Raw genomic sequence first — 22,117 nt, 5'->3', positions numbered from 1 at the left:
GTTAGTTCCTTACCTTAACTTACCAACGATAGTGAGAGAACGCGCGGTTGGCCTCGGCCATCTTGAAGACGTCCTCACGCTTCTTGACGGAAGCGCCCAGGCCGTTGGAGGCGTCGAGGATCTCGTTGGCGAGACGCTCGGCCATGGTCTTCTCCTTGCGAGCGCGGGAGAAGTTGACGATCCAGCGGATGCCCAGAGCGGTGGAACGACGGGAGTTGACCTCCATCGGGACCTGATAGGTAGCGCCACCGACACGCTTGGGCTTAACCTCGAGCGTGGGCTTGACGTTGTCCATAGCCTTCTTGAAGGTAGCGAGAGCGTCGCCACCCTCGGACTTCTCGGCAACGATCTCGAAAGCGGTGTAAACGATGCGCTCAGCGGTGGCCTTCTTGCCGTCAAGAAGGACCTTGTTGATGAGCTGAGTCACCAGGCGGTTGTTGTAAACGGCGTCAGGCTGAACCTCACGACGATTAGCTGCTGCACGACGCGGCATGTGAAATCTCCTTAAGTGTCTACCGTGCGGCCCTTAGGCGGCACACGGCGAAAGTATCAAAACGTTATCTGGCTTATTTAGCCTTGGGGCGCTTAGCACCGTACTTGGAACGGGCCTGCATACGGTTCTGGACCGGAGCAGCGTCGTAGGCGCCACGGATGACGTGATAACGGACACCAGGGAGGTCACGGACACGACCGCCGCGGACGAGCACGATGGAGTGCTCCTGCAGGTTGTGGCCCTCACCCGGGATGTAAGCAGTAACTTCGATGCCGTTGACAAGGCGAACACGGGCAACCTTACGAAGAGCCGAGTTCGGCTTCTTAGGGCTCGTGGTGAAGACGCGGGTGCACACGCCGCGCTTCTGGGAGTTGTGCTGCAGAGCAGCGTTCTTGGACTTCTTGGGCACGGAACGACGGCCCTGGCGAACCAGCTGGTTAATAGTAGGCAAAGCGTACTCCTTCTCGAATGATTCCAGCTTTCTGTAAAGTGCAACGGCTTGAATCGAGGGGTCAGCATCCCCCTACGAAACACGCAGTTCGATAGGATACGTGGCGTTAGCTGTGCCGTCAACAGACCACGCCGCCGGGCGTATCCCAAAATGAGCATATTTCCGCAAAGCCTACACAAAAGGAATCCCCTTCTGTGCGCGGGGGCGGATTCCCGGTCCGGGCGGCCCGCTGTTTAAGTTTGCTGCTCTACAGTCCTGCGCAAGACGGAAAGCACATTAAGTGCTTTCCTTTGCGTGCGGAACTCGCGACAAACTTAAACAGCGGGCCGCCCGGACCGGGAATCCGATGTGCTCGTCGGGGCAACGTTACCTGCCAAAAAGGGACAGGTTTATTTTGATCGGTTTTATCTGGGGAAACGTCGCGCTCCAGCGGTAATCTGCTCTCATCTGTCGCATGGAAATCGGCGGCGTTTCCATTTAACGCAAAAGAGGCCGCTTCCCCTAGTAGGAAGCGGCCTCAGACCTTACGAATAGACGATAGTAAAGGACTCTTCCGTTTCGGTCTCTCCTGTTGACGTGTACCTCGTGCCCTCAAGCGTTACTGAGACCACTTGGTCGACATCGATCAACTTCGTTGGCAGCCAGATGTTCTCTCCGCTATTGCGCGCATAAGAAAAATATAAGTTGAACACCCCTGCGTCGTCATCTTCGATAATCTGCTCCGATCCATCCTTGTAGCTGACGGTCAGCTTATTATCAACTGCATCAATGCCCAGATCATCGATGTGTGTCTGGATAGAAAACGGGCTGATCTCGAGAGGCGAGTCATCGGAGCGGAGTTCCTTTGTATCGACGTAAGCTCCAACGCTAAACTCGGGCGTCGATGCCTCGAACGGCTTCGCATCCTCGCCTTCGCCCTCGGTCCACGAGATATTCCAGGTGACCGCATGTTGAAAACCTCGCTCGCGATCCATAGAGGCAAAGTACATCGTGCCATTAATGACCGTGGCGCTTGATGTGTCCTTATCAATGGTGCAGCGTGTGTCAGCCCATTCCTCGCCGAAGTTCATGCTGGGCGTGCCGATGCCTTGTTCTTCTTCACCATAGAGAACAAGTTCGCCTGTCTCTGCTGCCGGCTTGTAGTAGTTAACGCCATTTGGATTGGACAACGTAAACGTCACGGCTCCGCAGCCGTTTTGGTCAATAGCCATCTCATGGATATCGAGCGTATAGCCATTACCCTCGACGGACAGATCAACCTTCTGGACTGTGCCCTCCAGGCTTTGGGGCGCGATGCCGTCACCGAACTCTCTGGTGTAGGTATATTGAGTCCCCGATGAGCCGCCGTTGGTCCAGGTAATGGAATCCCCGTTGCCGTGGTTTCCCCAGGCTGAGGCAAAATAGCTGGAATTGATAACTGCGTAGGCGACCCCTCCGGTCGCCAACACTCCGACAAGACACCCGATTACGGCAACATAGAGAGGCTTCGCATGGCCCTTTCGATGAAGCGGCTCACCCGCAGCAGTATTAAGAACGCGATCTGCAAGATTGCTATCGGCTTGGATGGACTCGAAGGCCTGCTTGATTTGATTGGATTTCACGGTCGCCCTCCTCTAGGATGAACTTGAGCTTCGACCTGCCGCGAGCCAAACGCGTTCGAACGGTCGCGGCTGGTACATGCAACAACTCGGCAATCTCTGAGGTCGAAAAGCCCAGATAGTAATAGAGCACGATGGGAACGCGGAATCGCTCCGGAAGTCGCATAACGTCTGACAGGACCGCCTTGGTCTCATCCTGCGCCGCCGAAAGCGAATCGGCCAGGTTCTCAATATCCTCCACACGCCTCCATGGCTTTCGAAAGAGCGATTTACATTCATTGATCGTGACCCGGATAAGCCAGCGGCGAAGATGTTCCCAACTTTCAAAGTGTCCATCGCTTTTAAGCAACTTAAGAAAGACATCCTGGGCAATATCGTCGGCATCGGCACGATCGCGCAGGTACGTCAATGCGATTCGAAACACGACATCACGGTGATCCTCGACCGCCTGTCTAAATGCTTGTTCTTCCATAATCACCTCCCGGTGACGTTAATAATTCTTGGTGAGGCCCTCACCTTAGATACGCTCTTGTCGGGCGAAATGTTTCAAATTCAAGCAGGAAAAACCTACCAAAATATACCTGTCCCTTTTTGGCAGGTTTTCTTTAACAAAAAGACCCGCTTCCCTGTTGGGAAACGGGTCTTTGGAAGGACGGTTAACGTACTAGGAAATTACTCCTCGTCGTTGTCCTTTGCCTCTTCGGCGTCGTCGGTGTCCACGAGCTGGTTGAGCAGCTCGTCGAGGGACGCCATGTCCTCGTTGATCGCGCCGTTGGCGGGAGCCTTCTTGTCGTCGATCGGGGCGCCCAGGAGCTCCTCGTCGGCGTCGGCGTGATGCGTCGGCGTGGCGGAGGTGCCCAGCAGGATGTCGTCCGGACCGTCGGGGCTAAAGACCATCTGCAGCAGCTGCGAGAGGTCTTCCTCGTCGGCAACGTCGTCGTTGTTCTCGAGGATGTAGAGCAGGTCGTGGGCCTCGAGGCCGTCACGGAGCTCCTCGATCGCCTTGGCACCGATGCCATCGATGCGCAGCAGATCCTCCTCGGACTTGCCGACCAGGTCGCCGACCGTCTCGATGCCGACCTCGCTGAACTTGTTGGTCCAGCGCTGCGACACGCCCAGGTCGTCGAACAGGTACAGGCGAGCCTTCTCGGCGGAGATGGTGTGGCCGTTGCGGGTGAACGAACCGTCAGCACCACCGAACTCGTCGTAGCCGGCCCAGTCGAGCTGCTGCGGGAGCTGCTCGTCCAGGTCCTTGAGCTCCACAGGAGCCCACTCGGGCAGCGACTTGGCGTTGGGCGAAGCCGGGCCGTCGATGTCCACGTAGCCGTCGGCCGTGCGATACGTCAGCTTGGCGTTGGCGTACGGCTTGAGGCCGGTACCAGCCGGGATCTTCTTACCGACGATGACGTTGGACTTAAGGTCGAGCAGGTGGTCGACCTTGCCCTCAATAGCAGCCTCGGTAAGGACGCCGGCGGTACGGATGAACGAAGCGCTCGACAGCCAGGAGTCGATGTTGGACGCGACCTTGAGCGTACCCAGGATGACGGGCTCGGCCACAGGAGCCTGACCACCCAGACGGGCAACGCGCTCGACCTCGTCGGCGAACTCGTAGCGGTCGACGTACTGACCAAGCAGGTACTTGGAGTCGCCGGGGTTAGTGATCTGAACGCGACGCAGCATCTGACGTGCGAGCACCTCGATGTGCTTGTCGTTCAGGTCGACGCCCTGGCTGGTGTAGACGTCCTTTACGCTCTCGACGAAGGTGTGCATCGTCGACTCGATGTCGGTCAGCTTGCGCAGGTTGCGGAAGTTGACGAAGCCCTTGGTGATCTGGTCGCCGGCGCGAACCTCGCAGCCGTCCTCGATCTCAGGCATGAAGCGCACCGAAGCGGGGACGCGACGCTCGTCGAGGACACGGGTGTGATCCTCGGAGTCGGTGAGCGTCAGCACGTACTCGGACTTCTCGGGCTTAATCGAGAGGTGACCGGAGTACGGAGCCAGCTCGGCCTCGCGGCCCAGGATCTTCTCGTTGACGTTGCCGACGATATCGAACATACGGCTGACCGTAGGCAGACCCTGCGTAATATCGTCGACGCCAGCGACGCCGCCGGAGTGAATGGTACGCATCGTAAGCTGCGTACCGGGCTCGCCGATGGACTGGGCGGCAATAATGCCGACGGCAGTACCGATAGCGACCGGACGACGGGTGGAAAGATCCCAGCCGTAGCACTTCTGGCACACGCCGTACTTGGAGCGGCAGGTGAGCAGCGCGCGAAGCTTGACCTTCTTAAGGCCCGCATCGACCATCTTCTGGATGTCGGCGACCTTCTCGATGTAGCCGTCCTGCTCAAAGAGCACGGTGCCATCGGGGGCCACGACGTCCTCAATGAAGCAACGGCCGACGAGGTCGGTGTTGAGGTCGGTGTTGAGGTCGGTGGTGCCGGGGATGATGAGGTTGTAGGTGACGCCCTCGTGCGTACCGCAGTCCTCCTCGCGGACAATGACGTCCTGGGCCACATCGACCAGACGACGGGTCAGATAACCAGAGTCCGAGGTGTGGGATGCGGTATCGACCAGGCCCTTACGGGCGCCGTAGGTCGAAATGAAGTACTCGAGCGGCAGCAGACCCTCGCGGAAGTTCGCCTTAATGGGAAGGTCGATCGTCTCGCCGGACATGTCTGCCATCAGGCCACGCATGCCGCCGAGCTGACGCAGCTGGGTCTTAGAACCACGGGCGCCGGAGTCGGCCATCATGTACAGCGGGTTCTCCTCGTCGAACATGTCGAGCATGAGCGCTGCGACCTTATCGGTACAAGCGGTCCACTCGTTAACGACTTCGATGTGGCGCTCCGTCTCGTTGATGAAGCCCTCCTCGAAGTACTCGTTGATCTGGTCGACGTTGGCCTGGGCGCGATCGAGCAGCTCCTGCTTCTCGGCAGGGATGAGAGCGTCCCACACCGAGATGGTGAGGCCGGCGCGGGTAGCGTAGTGGAAGCCGGAGTACTTGATGGCGTCGAGGATCGGGCCGACCTTGGCCTCGGGGTAACGATCGCAGCAGTCCGCAACCAGTTTGGCCACGTCGCCCTTGACCATCTTGTAGTTCATGAACTCATAGTCTTCGGGCAGGCACTGGCGGTTGAAGATGATGCGGCCGATAGAGGTCTCGAAGCGCGCGGTCTTGTTGCCGGTAACGTCGTAGTCGACAAACTCGTTCTTGCCGTTCTTGACGCGGAAGATACGGGTGCCGTCCTCGTTGATGACGTTGGCATCGGCAGCGGACACGCGGACCTGGATCTTGGCCTGCATGTCGACCTCGGAGCGGCAGTCATAGGCGTGCAGCGCGTCGTCGAAGCTCGAGAACACGTGGTTCTCGCCCGGCAGACCCTCGCGAACCTGGGTGAGGTAGTACACACCGATGATCATGTCCTGCGAGGGGATGTTGACCGGCTTGCCGGATGCCGGCGAGCGCAGGTTGTTCGCAGAGAGCATGAGCACGCGGGCCTCGGCCTGAGCCTGGCTGGACAGCGGCACGTGGACAGACATCTGGTCGCCGTCGAAGTCGGCGTTGAAGGGCGAGCAGACCAGCGGGTGCAGGTGGATAGCCTTGCCCTCGACCAGCACCGGCTCAAAGGCCTGGATAGACAGACGGTGCAGGGTCGGTGCACGGTTGAGCAGCACGACGCGGCCGTCGATGACCTCTTCGAGGATGTCCCACACAAAGGTGGCACCACGGTCGATAGCGCGCTTGGCGCCCTTGATGTTCTCGACCTTGCCAAGCTCGACCAGGCGCTTCATGACGAAGGGCTTGAAGAGCTCCAGCGCCATGGTCTTGGGCAGACCGCACTGGTGCAGCAGCAGCTTAGGGTCGGTAACGATGACCGAACGGCCGGAGTAGTCGACACGCTTACCCAGCAGGTTCTGACGGAAACGACCCTGCTTGCCCTTGAGCGCCTCGGCGAGCGACTTGAGCGGGCGACCGCCACGGCCAGAGACCGGGCGACCACGACGGCCGTTGTCGAACAGGGCGTCCACGGACTCCTGGAGCATGCGCTTCTCGTTGTTCACGATGATCGCGGGGGCGTCCAGGTCGAGCAGGCGCTTGAGTCGGTTGTTACGGTTGATCACGCGACGGTACAGGTCGTTGAGGTCGGACGCGGCGAAGCGGCCACCGTCGAGCTGGACCATCGGGCGCAGATCGGGCGGAATGACCGGAATGACGTCCAGAATCATATTCGCGGGGCTGTTACCGCCCTTCAGGAAGGCGTCAACGACCTCGAGGCGCTTAACGGCCTTCTCGCGCTTCTGCTTCTGGGAGTCCTCGTCGGCGATGATGGCCTTGAGCTTCTCGGCCTCGGAGGGGAGGTCGATGGCAGCGAGCAGGTCGCGGACGGCCTCGGCACCCATGCCACCCTTGAAGTACATGGAGTAGTAGCGGGTCATCTCGCGGAACAGCGGCTCATCGGAAATGAGGTCGCGCTCGCTGAGCTTCATGAAGGCGTTGAAGGCGTCCGTGCGGAGCTGCTTCTCGTCCTTGCACTCTTCCTCGATGTCGACGATGCCAGAGGCGATCTCCTCGGGGGTCAGCGGCTCCTCGTCGGAGAACTCGTCGAAGTTCTCGGGGTCGCCCTGCTCCTTGAGGGACTCGATCTGGCGGGCGCACTCAGCATCGATCTCTTCCAGATCGGCGGCGAGCTCCTCGCGCAGGTCATCGGCATCGGCCTCGCGAGCCTCGTAGTCAACCTCGGTGATGATGTAGCTGGCAAAGTACAGAACCTTCTCGAGGTCCTTGGACTTGATGTCGAGCATACGGCTCATCGGGAAGCTCGTGGGGCTCTTGAAGTACCAGATGTGGGACACGGGAGCGGCGAGCTCGATGTGGCCCATGCGGTCGCGACGCACCTTGGCCGAGGTGACCTCGACGCCGCAGCGCTCGCAGACGATGCCCTTAAAGCGGATGCCCTTGTACTTGCCGCAGGAGCACTCCCAGTCCTTGGCGGGACCGAAGATCTTCTCGCAGAACAGGCCGTCCTTCTCGGGCTTGAGGGTACGGTAATTAATGGTCTCCGGCTTCTTGACCTCACCGTGCGACCAGGAACGGATCTGGTCGGCGGAGGCAAGGGAGATCTTTACCGAGTCAAAATCAGTAGCTTCGAAATCTGCCACAGTCAACTACTCCTTATCAGTGGTCGTGGCGGCGACAGCCTCGGGTGCCTCGGCGGTCTCGGCATCCTGGGCCTCGACGTCGGCGTCAACGCCGGCGAGCGCAGCCAGGTCGTCGAGAGCAGAGGTCTCCTCGGCGGTCACAGGGGCGGAGGCGTCCTCGTCGGCATCGTGCATGGGCTCGATGTCCAGTGCGAGGGAACGGATCTCCTTGACGAGAACCTTGAAGGACTCGGGGATACCCGGAACCGGGACGTTCTCGCCCTTGACGATGGACTCGTAAGTCTTGACGCGGCCCACGGTATCGTCGGACTTGACGGTCAGGATCTCCTGCAGGACGTTGGAAGCACCGTATGCGTACAGTGCCCAAACTTCCATCTCGCCGAAGCGCTGGCCGCCGAACTGAGCCTTGCCGCCCAGCGGTTGCTGGGTAACCAGGCTGTAAGGGCCGGTCGAACGGGCGTGGATCTTGTCGTCAACCATGTGGCCGAGCTTGAGGATGTAGGACGTACCCACGGTAATGGGCTCGCGGAACTCCTCGCCGGTGCGGCCGTCGAACAGGCGGGTCTTGCCGCGCTCGTCAAGCTGGGTGACAAACTCGGGGCGCATGTGATCGCCAAAGGCAGCGGTGGCCTTGTTGAGCATGTTCTTGTTGGCGCGACGGATGACCTCGGCGATCTCGTCCTCCTTGGCGCCGTCGAAGACGGGCGTCGAGACGAAGAACGGACCGGGGACATACTTGTCGGAGTCGGCATCCTCGGTATCCCAACCGCAGGCAGCAGCCCAGCCAAGGTGGCACTCGAGCAGCTGGCCGACGTTCATACGCGAAGGAACGCCCAGCGGGTTGAGGATAACGTCGATCGGGGTACCGTCAGCCATGTAGGGCATGTCCTCGACCGGCAGAACGTTACAGATAACACCCTTGTTGCCGTGGCGGCCGGCGATCTTATCGCCCTGCTGGATCTTACGACGCTGGGCGACGTAGACGCGCACCTGCTCGTTAACGCCGGGGGCCAGGTCGTCGCCGTTCTCGCGGCTAAAGCGGACGACGTCGATGACGCGGCCATAAGCGCCGTGAGGCATCTTAAGGGAGGTGTCGCGAACATCGTGAGCCTTGGCACCGAAGATGGCGCGCAGCAGGCGCTCCTCGGCGGTCAGAGCGCTCTCGCCCTTAGGCGTGACCTTGCCGACCAGGATGTCGCCAGGGCCGACCTCGGCGCCGATGCGGATGATGCCGTCCTCGTCGAGGTTGGCAAGCATGTCCTCGGAGAGGTTCGGGATCTCGCGAGTGATCTCCTCGGGACCGAGCTTGGTGTCGCGGGCGTCGATCTCGTGACGGGTGATATTGATGGTCGTCAGCAGGTCCTCGGCCACCAGGCGCTCAGACACGACGATACCGTCCTCGTAGTTGAAGCCTTCCCACGGCATGTATGCCACGGTGAGGTTCTGGCCCAGTGCGAGCTCGCCATGATCGGTCGAAGGACCGTCGGCCAGAGGCTCGCCCTGCTCAACGGTGTCACCGACGCGCACGAGCGGACGGTGGTTGATGCAGGTGGACTGGTTGGAGCGCTGGTACTTGGCCAGGTGATACTCGTCCATGCCGCCGGCATGCTTGACGATAATCTTGGAGGCGTCGGCATAGATGACCTCGCCGGCGTTCTTGGCCAGGGTGACCTCGCCGGAGTCCAGGGCGGCGCGACGCTCCATGCCGGTACCGACATAGGGAGCGGCAGGGTGAACCAGCGGCACGGCCTGACGCTGCATGTTGGCACCCATCAGCGTACGCTTGGCGTCGTCGTGCTCGAGGAACGGGATCAGCGTGGCTGCGACGGAGAGCATCTGACGCGGCGAGACGTCCATGTAGTCGACGTCCTCGACGGGCACGTCGGCGGGAGCGCCGAAGGAGCCGTCGAAGTCGCGGGTACGGGCGATCACGGTGTGCGGGCGGACAAGCTTGCCCTCGGCATCGGTCGTGATGAACTCGTTGGTCTTGGGATCGAGCGGCGTGTTAGCCGGCGCGATGACGTGCTTCTCTTCCTCGTCAGCGGTCATCCAGTCGATCTGGTCGGTGGCAACGCCGTTCTCGACGCGACGGAACGGAGCCTCGATGAAGCCGTACTCGTTGACGCGGGCGTAGAGGGCGAGCGAGCCGATCAGGCCGATGTTGGGGCCTTCGGGGGTCTCGATCGGGCACATGCGGCTGTAGTGCGAGTTGTGAACGTCGCGGACGGCCGTCGGCACGTTGGTGCGGCGGCTGGAGCCGGACTTGTGGCCGGCAAGACCGCCAGGGCCGAGTGCGGACAGGCGGCGCTTGTGGGTCAGACCGGTCAGGGGGTTCGCCTGGTCCATGAACTGCGAGAGCTGCGAGGAACCGAAGAACTCCTTGATGGAGGCCACGATCGGGCGGATGTTGATGAGCGACTGCGGGGTGATCTCGTCGATGTCCTGGGAGCTCATGCGCTCACGGACGACGCGCTCCATACGGCTCATGCCGATACGGAACTGGTTGGCGACGAGCTCGCCGACGGTGCGGATGCGGCGGTTGCCAAAGTGGTCGATGTCATCGACCTTGAAGCCCTGCTCGCCGACAGCGAGGGACAGCAGGTAGCGCAGCGTCGCGACGATATCCTCGTCGGTGAGCACCGTGACCTCTTCCTCGGTGGTGAGGTTGAGCTTCTTGTTGACCTTGTAACGACCGACGCGGGCCAGATCGTAGCGCTGCGGGTTGAAGAGCAGGCCCTCGAGCAGGCTGCGGGAAGCGTCCACGGTGGGAGGCTCGCCCGGGCGCAGACGACGGTAGATCTCGATGAGGGCGTCCTCGCGAGTGAGGGCGGTGTCGCGCTCCAGGGTGCGCTTGATCACATCGGAGTTGCCGAGCAGCTCGATGATGTCATCGTTGGTGACGGCGATGCCAAGGGCGCGCAGGAACATCGTGGCGCTCTGCTTGCGCTTACGGTCGATGGAGACCATGAGCTGGTCGCGCTTGTCGACCTCAAACTCGAGCCAGGCACCGCGGGACGGGATGATCTGGGCCTTGTAGATCTGCTTGCCCGAATCCATCTCGGAGCTGTAGTACACACCCGGGGAACGGACGAGCTGCGAGACGACGATACGCTCGGTACCGTTGATGATGAAGGTGCCCTGATCGGTCATCATGGGGAAGTCGCCCATAAAGACGAGCTGCTCCTTGATCTCGCCGGTCTCCTTGTTGGTGAGACGGACGTCGGTCAGAAGCGGGGCCTGATAGGTCATGTCCTTCTCGCGGCACTCCTCGACGGTGTGCGCGGGGTCGCCGAACTGATGCTCGCCGAAGGTAACCTCGAGAACATGGTTCTGGCTCTGGATGGGGCTGGATTCCTTGAACGCCTCACGAAGGCCCTCGTCCTTAAAACGCTCAAAGGATTCCCTTTGAACAGAGATAAGGTTGGGGAGCTCCATGGCCTCCGGGATTTTCCCGAAGCTGACGCGCTTGCGCTCAGTGGCAGTGTATGCGTAGGTCACCAGGTTTTTCCTCCTTCACGGAAATGCTCGGTGGGTTGGCGAGGCATAGCTTCGCCAGTTATCGCAACCTAATAGTTTATCAGGTACCGACCGTTGGGCAAGAAAAGCCTTGACGCGATTGAGTTTTTGGAGTAGCAAAGTTTTTCGACAGAAAACACGCAGGTAGATGTATGTGTATCGAACATCTGTTCATATATTTTCTGTGAACAGAGAGCCGGCAATCGCAGCTCTTATAAAAAACGGGCGCGAACCGAGGTCCGCGCCCGTAAATGTCGATGCCCGAAGGCTTACTTGCGCATCAATCCGCCGCGCTCGTCGATGGCATCCCAGAAGGCATCGGCAAAGCGGGGGTCGCTTGCGGCCATGAGGGCGTTGGTGGCCATCCAGCCAGAGGGAGTGCCGGTGTCGTAGCCCGACAGCGGGTCAATGACGACGGCATACATGGCCTCGCGGTCGAGCGAACGGGCCATGGCGTCGGTGAGCTGGATCTCGCCGCCCTTGCCGGCCTGCTGATCTGCCAGCAGGTCCATGACCAGCGGGCTCAGCAGGTAGCGACCGACGATGTACAGATTGGACGGAGCCGCCTCGGGAGCGGGCTTCTCGACCAGACCGCCGATGCGCCAGACAGCGCCCGGCTCTGCATCGGCAACGTCCTCGGCACCCTCGAGCGAACCGACGCGCTCACCGGCGATAACGCCGTAGCGGCTGACTTCCTCGGGCGAGCAAGCAGCGACGGCGATAACCGAAGCGCCACCGTGCTCCTTGGAAACGGCGAGCATCTTGTCGCAGATGTCGCGGTTAGGCACAACGTAGTCGCCCAGAAGAACCAGGAAGTTCTCCCCTGCCACGGCGTCGGCGGCAGAGCGAATAGCATGGCCGAGGCCCTTGGGCTCGTACTGATAACGGAAGTCGACCGGCATACCGCCAGCGTGGGCGACGGCGTCGGCATAGGCGTTCTTGCCGCGCTCGCGCAGCAGGTTCTCGAGCGAGCGATCGGGCTGGAAGTAGTTCAGTAGCTCGGGCTTACCGGGAGAAGTAACGATGATGGCATCGTCGACCTCCTCGGGATCGAGCGCCTCCTCGACGACGTACTGGATGACGGGCTTGTCGAGCACCGGCAGCATCTCTTTGGGCGTGCACTTGGTGCCAGGCAGAAAACGCGTGCCAAGACCGGCGGCGGGGATGATTGCTTTCATGTTATTCAAAGATCCTTTCGCAGGCGCAAGATGCGCCCTGTGCGCGCGGCACGGCGGCCGCAGACCAAATTGCGATACCCAAGCATCTTACCGCTGGAACTATATGTCGCTACAAGGCAGAGACAATTCTTCAGCAGGTCAACGCAAATTATTGCTCGAATGGTGCAATTTTATTGCCCAACGGCAGGGTGCCCGATACGACGCAAATTACAGAACATGGCAGTTTGAGCAACCGATGTCGAGGGACCGAAAAACAAAAAAGACGGGGCTCGCAATGCGAACCCCGTCTGCAAAGAAATCTGGCGAGAAAGCCTGATTACTTGAGGGTGACAGCAGCGCCAGCAGCCTCGAGCTTCTCCTTGGCAGCCTCGGCGTCCTCCTTCTTGGCACCCTCGAGAACAGCCTTGGGAGCGCCCTCGACGACCTCCTTGGCCTCCTTCAGGCCAAGGTTGGTGAGCTCACGGACGGCCTTGATGACCTGGATCTTGTTGTCGCCGAAGCCCTCGAGCACGACGTCAAACTCGGTCTTCTCCTCGGCCTCAGCAGCGCCAGCAGCGGGAGCGGCGACAACAGCGGCAGGAGCAGCGGCGGAAACGCCGAAGGTGTCCTCGATAGCCTTAACGAGCTCGGAAGCCTCGAGAAGGGTCATTTCCTTAAGAGCATCGATGATCTCATCGGTGGTAAGCTTAGCCATTTCTAAGTCCTTTCGGTTTCCGTGCGAATGCACGGAGATCAGTTAAAACACGGCGCGAATGCGCCAGGGGTGCGGCGTTGCCGCCGCGGGTGAAAACAGCGACTAGGCTGCCTTCTGCTCGGAGACCTGCTGGATCGAACGAGCGAGACCAGAGGAAACGCCGTTGACGCAGACAGCGATGTCGCGAGCGAAACCGGAGATGAGACCGGCGATCTGGCCGAGAAGCTGATCCTTGGTGGGCAGCTCGGCGATAGCCTTAACATCATCAGCGGAAACGGCCTTGCCGTCGGAGATACCGCCCTTGATCTCAAGGACGCCCTTGGACTTAGCGGAGAAGTCCTTAAGGGCCTTAGCGGCCTCGACCGGCTCGGACTCGTAGAACACATAAGCGACGGGGCCGGCGAGAATCTCGTCGAGCTCGGGCTGCTCCTGGTTCTTGAGAGCGATCTTGACCAGGTTGTTCTTGTAGACCTTCATCTCGGCGCCGCACTCGCGAAGCTGATGACGCAGCTCCTGAGCCTGCTTAACCGTCAGACCGTTGTAGTTGACGACGAACAGACCGGCGTTCTCGGCGATACGGGACTCGATCTCTGCAACCTTGTCGATTTTGTACTGCTGGGGCATGAATTACACCTCCTCGAATTCTTTCCGGGCACGGTCCGCCACAAGGACGTGACGGGGGCATGTCCAAAAAGAAAGCCCCCGCGCTGCATGAGCGACGGGGGCGAGAAGACATATCTACTCGACCACCTCGGCTGGCGGGATATCCCATTAAGCTCGCGGGTAAGACCCGTTTGCGCCGGCTGTCTCTGGCAGCGGATTCGTGCGTGAACCGAAAGTATTATGGCGGGGACCCCGGCGTCGGTCAACGGGAAACCGGGCTGCACACAATTCCACCATCCGGCCGCGCCGCCGAAGGCCAGGCGCAAGGTTTTCGCTCGGTCAGGTCCTGGGCTCGCACGAAGAGCACATTAAGTGCTCTTCGGCTCGTGCGGAATCTACGAAAACCTTGCGCCTGGCCTTCGGCGGCGCGGCCTGCGGTGACTTTGGGGCAGCCCGGTTTCCCGTTGGCCGACGCCCCCACTCATAAGCCTTAAGTCGGTGGGCTGATATGTTGCGTCCCTGATGGCTACAAGGTTGAAATGAAGGTGGACAGGCGGCGGAGACCTTCGTCCAGGTCTTTGTCGGAAACGCAGTAGCTGAGGCGGATGTGGCCTTCGGTTCCGAAGCAGTCTCCCGGGACTAGGGCTACGTTTGCTTCTTTGATGGCTTTGATGCAGAAGTCTTCGCTGGTTAGGCCGAACTTTTTGATGCTCGGGAAAGTATAGAAGGCTCCTGCGGGCTCTACTACGTCGAGGCCCATGGCGTTTAAGGCTTCGAGTACGCGCTCGCGGCGGGCTCGGTAGACTTTGAGCATGGGGGTTGGGTCGACGGTGAGGGCTCGGGCTGCAGCGTCCATTTCGAAGGAGACGGCGCTCGATACTAAGTATTGGTGGGCCTTTGCGATCTCGGCGATGACGGGGGTTGCCGCTGCGAGCCAGCCCAGGCGCCAACCGGTCATAGCCCAGGGCTTGGAAAAGCTCTCGATGACCACCGTCTGCTCGCGTAGCTCCGGGTGGCGCTGGGCAAAACGCTCATAGCCATCCACATAGACTAGGCGGCTGTATACGTCGTCGCAGACCACGTAGATGCCCGACTGTTCTGCTACGCGCGCCACGGCGTCGAGCGATGCCGCGTTAAGAATGCAGCCCGTGGGATTGTTGGGCGAGCAGATAACGATGGCCTTGGTCGCCGGGGTCACACAGGCGCGAAGTGCGTTTTCGTCAATCTGGAATTGCGCAGGCTCCGTATCCAAAAAGACCGCTTTGGCGTGGTTGGCCACGACGATGCTCTCGTACAGGCCAAAGGCCGGCGTGGGGATAATGACCTCATCGCCGGGGTTGAGCATAGCAATGAATGTTGCCGACAGTGCCTCGGTCGCGCCGTCGGTCAGGATGACCTCGTCGGCCGAAAACGTAAGGCCCGCATCCCCCATGTAGGCAGACAACGTCTCACGCAGGGCGGGGCGACCGTTGTTGGGCGGATAGTGCGTGTCACCGCGGTCCAGCGCGGCGGTCACCTCGGCGCTAATCACATCGGGCGTGGGAAAATCGGGCTCGCCAAGCGCAAGCGCGATGCACCCCGGATGCTGGGCGGCGAGTGCGTTGATCCGGCGGATACCGGAGGGCTTAAGCGTGGCAAGCGAGGTATTCATGGGCAGACGCATGGCGTTCCTTTCGTAAGGGTTGCACTAGGATAGCGCGGCGGAGCGCCACCAGACGGTGTAACCTAAACGGAAACCAACCGGAAAGGAGGCGGCATGGAGACGACCGCGCGCGGCGATGTACCAAAAACACTGCATAACATCGCGTTTGTCAGTATTCCCGAAAGCACCGATCTTGAGTTTTTGCTTTGGGACCTGCAGGATGCCATCGCCGCCTATGCCCGGCTTTCCGACACCGTACTCCCCCACCCGGTTGACTTGAAGGCGGATGATGCCGGTGCAGTCGATGGCATAGTGCTCGCTGTTGATGATGCATTTGACGATGAGGCTATGATCGCTGTCGAGCAGATACTCGATCGCCTTGGGAATACAGAAACACGCGTCTATGTCGTCGTCCAGGCCCTGTCCAACAACGCCAAGCAGACGGACGAAGTCCTCGACCGCCTGTATCGGGCATGTCTTCTACGTGACCTGCCATGGTGCGACGGCGTTGTCGTCTGCACCGGCACCGGCATCGCAGCGCTTCGCCACTCCCCGCGCATGGGTCTCTTGCGTCGGCCATTTTCGGAAGCGATGGATAAGCTTGTGGGCGCCGTACGCATGGGCTGCTCCATTGAGCATGCGCAGCTGCTTGGCGGTGGCAATGCCGGAGGCGTCGATGCCGACGGCATGGTGCGCGTCAAGCCCGCGCTGCCCGCACCGATCTGGCATGCCATCATGAAACGCCTCGGCACCCGCGCCCAATCAGATATCTAAATTACAGAGCGCCCCAGTCAACGGCCTCGCGCCAGCGCCCAACAAGGCGCTCTAGGCGCCATGCCGCATTGGCGGGACTTGTCGACGGCAGAACGATGGCCGGCAGCCCGGTGCGTTCTTGTAGATAGCGCTTGTAGAGCCGGCCAGCTGTACCACCGTTGCATATCACCTGCTTAATGGGAGCCGCGTCGGTAATGCGCTCGATATGTGCCGGCACAACGTTTTTGATGCTGGCGTCACTCGAACCCTTAATATCGCAGCTCTCGATCACGTCCCACAGGGCCACACCGCCGTTGAGCAGCATGGCCCGCTTGGCGGCAATCGAGGCATCGAGCGTCGCGGGCTCACCGCTTGCCAAAGGATCGCCCTCGTTGGGCGGCACGGGCACACCGAGGCACGCGGCCATCACGCGCCAAAAGCGATTCTGAGGGTTGCCGTAATAAAAGGCATTGGCGCGCGAAAGCACCGAGGGAAACGACCCGAGCACCAAAACGCGCGAGTGCTGGTCGAACACGGGCTCAAACCCATGCTCAATATGTTGATAGCCCTCGTCAGACGCTGCCATGGCCTAGGCCCTCAGCAGATAACGCACCTCGTAGGGTGCAAGCTCAAGGGCACCCGACAGCTCGACCGTGGGCGCATCGTCGGCAAGCAGGTCGACGAAGGAGCCGCTGAGTTCGCCAGCTCCAAAGGTGTAGGGCTCGTTCACGGCATTGACCGCCACGAGCACCGTCGCATCGTCGCAGGCGCGCTCGAACAGCAGCTGCTTGTTCTGGATCACCACGTTGCGATAGGCACCGTAGTTGAGGGCACGGGCTGCCGCGTCGTTTGCCGAGCGCAGGTGCGCCAGCTGCGTGACAAATGCCGTCAGCTCGTTGGGCGCGGGCTCATCGAGCGCAGGACGTAGCGCCCAATCGCCATCGGGGCCGCCCTTTTCGCCGGCAATCCCCCACTCGCTGCCGTAGTAGACGCACGGAATGCCCGGCATACCAAAGAGCATGCCGTAGGCGGGGCGCAGGCAGGACTTGTCCGTCAGGATGCTCGCCAGGCGCGGCACGTCGTGGTTGTCGACAAACGACAGCAGATGCTTGCCGCGATAAATGCACCAGGGGTCGCCGCCAAACTGGCGATGAAGCGAGTGGGCAATCTCGAACATGTTGACCGAGTTAAAGCTGGAGTACAGGCCCTTGTAGCACTCGTAGTTGGTGCAGGAGTCGAGCATCTCGTCGTTGACGATCTGGTTGTAGTCGCCGTGGAGTGTCTCGCCGATCAGCACGAAGTCGGGCTTGAGCTCGCGGGTAAAGGCGTGTAGGCGGCGCATAAAATCGCGATCGAGCATATAGGCGACGTCCAGGCGCAGACCGTCGACGCCAAAGACTTCGGACCAGCGACGCACGGACTCAAGCAGGTAATCGACCACGGCAGGGTTTTGCAGGTTGAGCTTCACAAGCTCAAAATGGCCCTCCCAGCCCTCGTACCAAAAGCCGTCGCCGTAGCACGAGTCACCGTCAAAGCTAATGTGGAACCAGTCCTTGTAGGGCGAGTCCCACTTGCGCTCCTGCACGTCGCGGAAGGCCCAAAAACCGCGGCCGACGTGGTTGAAGACAGCATCGAGCACCACGCGGATGCCATGGGTATGCAGCGTGTCGCATACGGCGGCAAAGTCGGCATCCCCACCCAGGCGGCGGTCGATATGGCGCAGACTGCGCGTATCGTAGCCGTGACTATCAGACTCGAGCGGCGGGTTGATGAGCACGGCGCCAATACCGAGTTTTTGCAGGTAGTCGGCCCACTGGGCGATCTTCATGATGGGGGCATCGGAGTTGGGCGCGTCGTTGGCAGCCTGGGCGAGCTCATCCTCAGCAACGGGCGCGGCGTTTTCGCGCGGAGCTCCGCAAAAGCCCAGCGGATAGACCTGGTAGAACGTCGTCTCGTATGCCCACATAGCAACCTCCCGGTAAGCTCAACACAACGACATCCATTGTATGCCCAGCAGAGTAGTTAATTTGGGACGGGGCTCTTTTAGCCACCCCGACCCTCCTGGGTTGTGATTAGGCGACGGGCTTGGCGCGACGGATGGCTGGGAACAGCACGGTGATGGCGAGGATGACGCCCACGACGGTAATCGCCCCGCCCACGAAGCCAATCCAAGCGATACCGGGACCCGAAACCACGGCACCGCCGATTGCGGCGCCCGTGCCGATGCCCAGATTGAACAGGCCCGAGAAGATCGACATGGCGACGGCCGACGAATCCGCCGGCGTGTACTTGATGAGCTCGGCCTGGAACGCCACGTTAAAGGCCGTGGCGCAGCAGCCCCACAGCGCGCAGACGGCAAGCACTGCCACGAGCGACGATGCGACCGGACCCATAAGCAGCAGAGCCACCGGCACGCCGGAGAGCGTGATAGCCAAGAACGGGAAGCGATGCCCGTCGAACAGGCGGCCAAACAGCCAGCTGCCCACCAGACCGGAGAAGCCAAACGCCGTCAGCGTCATGGTGATGGCGCCCGCGTCGACGTGTGCGACCTGCGCCAGGAAAGGCTCAATGTAGCTGTAGCTTGCGTAATAGCCGGTCGCCATAAAAACCGTGACCGCGTAGAGCGCGACCAGGAACGGATTCTTGAGCAGCTCGGGCAGCTGTTTGACGGTAAAGCGCTCGCCCGCCGGCATGGCCGGGAACACCGCGGCCTGGTAGACGACCGCGATGGCTGAGAGGGCCCCGACCACGGCAAACGTCATGCGCCAGCCCACGGCCAGCCCGATGGCGCGGCCGATCGGCAGGCCAAAGATCTGCGCGATGGACGAGCCCGTGGCGATCATGCTGATGGCGAGCGCTCCGTGGCGACTGTCGACCAGGCGCGAGGCCATAATCGAGGCGACCGACCAGAACACGGCATGCGCGCAGGCGACCACCAGACGTGCGCAAACCAAAATAGGATAGGTGGGAGCCACGGCGGACAGGAACTGGCCCAGCGAGAACACGGCGAGCACGCCGAGCAGCATCCGCTTGAACTCAAAGCGCGAGGCAAACACCATAAGCGGCAGCGACAGCAGCATGACGCCCCAGGCGTAGACCGAGATCATGATGCCTGCTTGGGCCTCCGTGAGCGAGAACGATGCGGCAATATCAGTCAGAAGACCGATGGGCATGAACTCCGACGTGTTGAATACGAACGCGCAACAGGCGAGCCCAATAAGCGGGAGCCACTGCTTGAGTGAGATGCCATCTTGTCTTGCCTGAGTCATGTAGGAAACCTCTCCGATTGTCTTGGGCGGTGGGCGATTATATAGCAACGGCCCCGCATCCGTCAGTACAGATGCGGGGCCGCAATCAACTCAATACACAGAGGTTGCGCCGTCAATAAATAACTAAGCCAAACCCAGCAATATGCCCGCCGAATGCACGACAAACGCCACGATCCAGGCGACCGTCACCTGAAACGCGAACACAGCAACGGCATAGCGCGTGCCCAGCTCGCTCTTGACGGCGCCGATGGACGCCACGCAGGGCGGGTACAGCAGCGTAAAGACCAGGAACACGTAAGCGGTAAACGGCGAAAACATGGTTGACAGCACCGCGGGCGACGTTGCGCCCAAAAGCACCGTGAGCGTCGAGATGACGCTCTCCTTGGCGATGAGTCCCGTGACGAGCGCCGTCGAGGCGCGCCAGTCGCCAAAACCGAGCGGGGTCAACACCGGCGCGATGATGCTACCCAGACCGGCAAGCAGACTCTGCGACTGATCGGCGACCACATTAAAGCGGATATCGAACGTCTGAAGGAACCAGATGACCACGGTAGCGGCAAAGATAATGGTAAAGGCCTTGGTAATAAAGTCCTTGGCCTTATCCCATGCCAGCATCACCGTCGTCTTGACGCTCGGCAGGCGGTAGTTGGGAAGCTCCATGATAAACGGCACCGGGTCGCCCTTAAATGCCGTACGGTTGAGCACCAAAGCCGCAATGCAACCAACCGCAATACCAATCAGATAGAGCGAGACCATGGCGGGAACCGTCGCCTGTGGGAAAAACGCCCCGCACAGCAGACCATAGACCGGCAACTTGGCCGAGCAGCTCATGAACGGCGTGAGCATGACCGTCATCTTGCGGTCATGCTCGGATGGGAGCGTACGGGTCGACATGATAGCCGGCACGGTACAGCCAAAACCGACGAGCATAGGCACGAAGCTGCGGCCCGACAGGCCAAAGCGACGCAGCACCTTATCCATGACAAAGGCCACGCGTGCCATGTATCCGGAGTCTTCCAGAATGGAGAGGAACAAGAAGAGCACGACGATAATCGGAAGGAAGGTCAGCACGCTGCCCACGCCCGTAAGCACGCCGTCGACAGCCAGCGAGCGCACCACGTCGTTGGTTCCGAACGCCTTGAGGCCCGCATCGGCCGAGGCGATGATGACAGCGATGCCGTCCTCCATGAGCCCCTGCAACGCCGCGCCGATCACGCCAAACGTCAGCCAAAAGACGAGGCCCATGATCACCAGGAACGCCGGAATGGCCGTGTAGCGGCCCGTCAGGATGCGGTCGATCTTGACGGAGCGCACGTGCTCGCGGCTCTCGTGCGGTTTGACGACGCAGCGCCCACACACGTCGCCGATAAAGCTAAAGCGCATATCGGCCAGCGCGGACAGGCGGTCGGTGCCGGCCTCGCCCTCCATCTGAGTAATGATGTGCTCGATAGCGTCGAGCTCGTTGCGATCCAGGTGAAGCGCCTCGGTCACCAGCTCGTCGCCCTCAACCAGCTTGGTCGCCGCAAAACGCACGGGAATGTGCGCCGTCGCGGCATGGTCCTCGATAAGGTTGGCGATGCCGTGGATGCAGCGATGCAGCGCACCGCCGTCTGGACCATCGGGTGCGCAAAAGTCCAGGCGACCGGGACGCTCGCGGAACCGCGCCACGTGCAAGGCATGATCCACCAGCTCGCCGATACCCTCGTTGCGGGCAGCGCTAATGGGGACAACGGGCACGCCCAGCAGGCTCTCGAGCAGGTTGACGTCCACGGCGCCGCCGTTGGCCGTCACCTCGTCCATCATGTTGAGCGCGATGACCATGGGGCGGTCGAGCTCCATAAGCTGCAGCGTCAGGTACAGGTTGCGCTCGATGTTGGTGGCGTCAATGATGTCGATGATGGCGTCCGGGCGCTCGTCGAGGATGAACTGACGGCTCACGACTTCTTCGCCTGTGTACGGCGACAGGGAGTAAATGCCGGGCAGGTCGGTAACGCTCGCCTCGGGGTGGTTGCGAATGGTGCCGTCCTTGCGGTCGACCGTCACGCCGGGAAAGTTACCGACGTGCTGGTTGGAGCCCGTAAGCTGGTTGAACAGCGTGGTCTTGCCGCAGTTTTGGTTACCGGCAAGGGCAAAATGCAGCGGCGCGCCCTCGGGCACGGCCGTTTTTGCCGCACGGGGTGAATACGTCCCCTCGCCCAGGGCCGGGTGGTCCGTCGTGCCGATTGCGGCGTTAACGCGCGGGCCGGTATCGGTGTCGTGCACATCCACGAGCTCAATGCGTGCGGCATCGTCCTTGCGCAGCGTCAACTCGTAGCCACGTAGGCGGATCTCGAGCGGGTCACCCATGGGGGCGTACTTCATCATGGTGACTTCGGTGCCCGGCGTTAGACCCATGTCCAAAATATGCTGTCGGAGTGCCTGATCGTCCGATGCCACCGATGCGACAACGGCGTCCTTTCCAATCTCGAGTGTATCGAGCTTCACGTCCGTGCTCCTCCCCCGACGCCCACAGGGCGTTGCATTTAGTTTACCTTGGCTAACCGTTTGCCACGGCTAACCAATTGTAACCATGCATGATAGCGCGAACGCACAACGACGTTCAATCGACAGATTGCTGCAAGGACCGTCCCCAAGTGCCGGCACAAAAGGAACGTCCCCAAGTGCCGCATCTGGGCCATGGCAACGCCGATGTTTTGGCGCGAACAGACACTATGACCCAATCCGAGGGCACTAAAAAGATAGGAGCCCCCGCTCGTG

15 protein-coding genes are annotated in these 22,117 nt (G+C 60.8%); 1 reads left to right on the top strand and 14 read right to left on the bottom strand.

The annotated features are described in order from the left end of the window. Positions 1–19 precede the first annotated feature (19 nt). The 10 genes from rpsG to FGQ61_RS04900 all read right to left on the bottom strand — a co-directional run bounded on the left by rpsG (position 20) and on the right by FGQ61_RS04900 (position 15,359). Positions 20–493, bottom strand: a complete 474-nt coding sequence (gene rpsG, locus FGQ61_RS04945) for a 30S ribosomal protein S7 (RefSeq protein ID WP_006235013.1) — start codon at positions 491–493, stop codon at positions 20–22. 73 nt (positions 494–566) lie between these two features. Then, a complete protein-coding gene (rpsL, locus tag FGQ61_RS04940) occupies positions 567–944 on the bottom strand; it encodes a 30S ribosomal protein S12 (RefSeq protein ID WP_006235012.1) in 378 nt (125 codons plus the stop codon). Positions 945–1,468: 524 nt separating this feature from the next. Further along, positions 1,469–2,545, bottom strand: coding sequence for a DUF4179 domain-containing protein (locus tag FGQ61_RS04935; RefSeq protein ID WP_138374769.1), 1,077 nt, complete (start codon positions 2,543–2,545; stop codon positions 1,469–1,471). Next, positions 2,496–3,014, bottom strand: a complete 519-nt coding sequence (locus FGQ61_RS04930) for an RNA polymerase sigma factor (protein ID WP_055285248.1) — start codon at positions 3,012–3,014, stop codon at positions 2,496–2,498. Before FGQ61_RS04930 ends, FGQ61_RS04935 begins: the two co-directional genes overlap by 50 nt. A 200-nt stretch (positions 3,015–3,214) precedes the next feature. Continuing rightward, complete coding sequence (locus FGQ61_RS04925; RefSeq protein ID WP_171021514.1) at positions 3,215–7,705, bottom strand: DNA-directed RNA polymerase subunit beta'; 4,491 nt, start codon at positions 7,703–7,705, stop codon at positions 3,215–3,217. Between the two features lie 6 nt (positions 7,706–7,711). Beyond that, on the bottom strand, positions 7,712–11,203 hold the full coding sequence (rpoB, locus tag FGQ61_RS04920; RefSeq protein ID WP_271737520.1) for a DNA-directed RNA polymerase subunit beta: 3,492 nt from the start codon (positions 11,201–11,203) through the stop codon (positions 7,712–7,714). Positions 11,204–11,490: 287 nt separating this feature from the next. Further along, entirely contained in the window at positions 11,491–12,399 is a 909-nt protein-coding gene (locus tag FGQ61_RS04915; protein WP_055250255.1) for a UTP--glucose-1-phosphate uridylyltransferase, read from the bottom strand. Between the two features lie 316 nt (positions 12,400–12,715). Further along, entirely contained in the window at positions 12,716–13,093 is a 378-nt protein-coding gene (gene rplL, locus FGQ61_RS04910) for a 50S ribosomal protein L7/L12 (RefSeq protein ID WP_006235005.1), read from the bottom strand. A gap of 102 nt (positions 13,094–13,195) precedes the next feature. Further along, positions 13,196–13,717: a 50S ribosomal protein L10 gene (rplJ, locus tag FGQ61_RS04905; RefSeq protein WP_006235004.1), complete on the bottom strand. Its 522-nt coding sequence runs from the start codon at positions 13,715–13,717 to the stop codon at positions 13,196–13,198. A 505-nt stretch (positions 13,718–14,222) separates the two neighbouring features. Continuing rightward, positions 14,223–15,359, bottom strand: a complete 1,137-nt coding sequence (locus FGQ61_RS04900; protein ID WP_138374766.1) for a pyridoxal phosphate-dependent aminotransferase — start codon at positions 15,357–15,359, stop codon at positions 14,223–14,225. A gap of 93 nt (positions 15,360–15,452) precedes the next feature. On the opposite strand from FGQ61_RS04900, the gene FGQ61_RS04895 reads away from it, so the two are divergent. Further along, on the top strand, positions 15,453–16,112 hold the full coding sequence (locus FGQ61_RS04895; protein ID WP_138374765.1) for a hypothetical protein: 660 nt from the start codon (positions 15,453–15,455) through the stop codon (positions 16,110–16,112). A 1-nt stretch (position 16,113) separates the two neighbouring features. Here FGQ61_RS04895 and FGQ61_RS04890 read toward each other — a convergent pair whose 3' ends face one another. The 4 genes from FGQ61_RS04890 to feoB form a co-directional block, all read right to left on the bottom strand. Then, on the bottom strand, positions 16,114–16,677 hold the full coding sequence (locus FGQ61_RS04890; protein ID WP_138374764.1) for a uracil-DNA glycosylase family protein: 564 nt from the start codon (positions 16,675–16,677) through the stop codon (positions 16,114–16,116). Positions 16,678–16,680: 3 nt separating this feature from the next. Beyond that, positions 16,681–18,057 (bottom strand): alpha-amylase family glycosyl hydrolase, encoded by a 1,377-nt coding sequence (locus tag FGQ61_RS04885; protein ID WP_138374763.1) that lies wholly within the window; start codon positions 18,055–18,057, stop codon positions 16,681–16,683. 106 nt (positions 18,058–18,163) lie between these two features. Continuing rightward, positions 18,164–19,360, bottom strand: a complete 1,197-nt coding sequence (locus FGQ61_RS04880) for an MFS transporter (protein ID WP_138374762.1) — start codon at positions 19,358–19,360, stop codon at positions 18,164–18,166. Between the two features lie 123 nt (positions 19,361–19,483). Next, a complete protein-coding gene (gene feoB / locus FGQ61_RS04875) occupies positions 19,484–21,844 on the bottom strand; it encodes a ferrous iron transport protein B (protein ID WP_138374761.1) in 2,361 nt (786 codons plus the stop codon). Between the last annotated feature and the right edge of the window lie 273 nt (positions 21,845–22,117).

It is taken from the genome of Collinsella aerofaciens (assembly GCF_005844325.1).
GTDB lineage: Bacteria > Actinomycetota > Coriobacteriia > Coriobacteriales > Coriobacteriaceae > Collinsella > Collinsella aerofaciens_G.
This window is presented reverse-complemented; position numbering and strand designations above follow the sequence as displayed.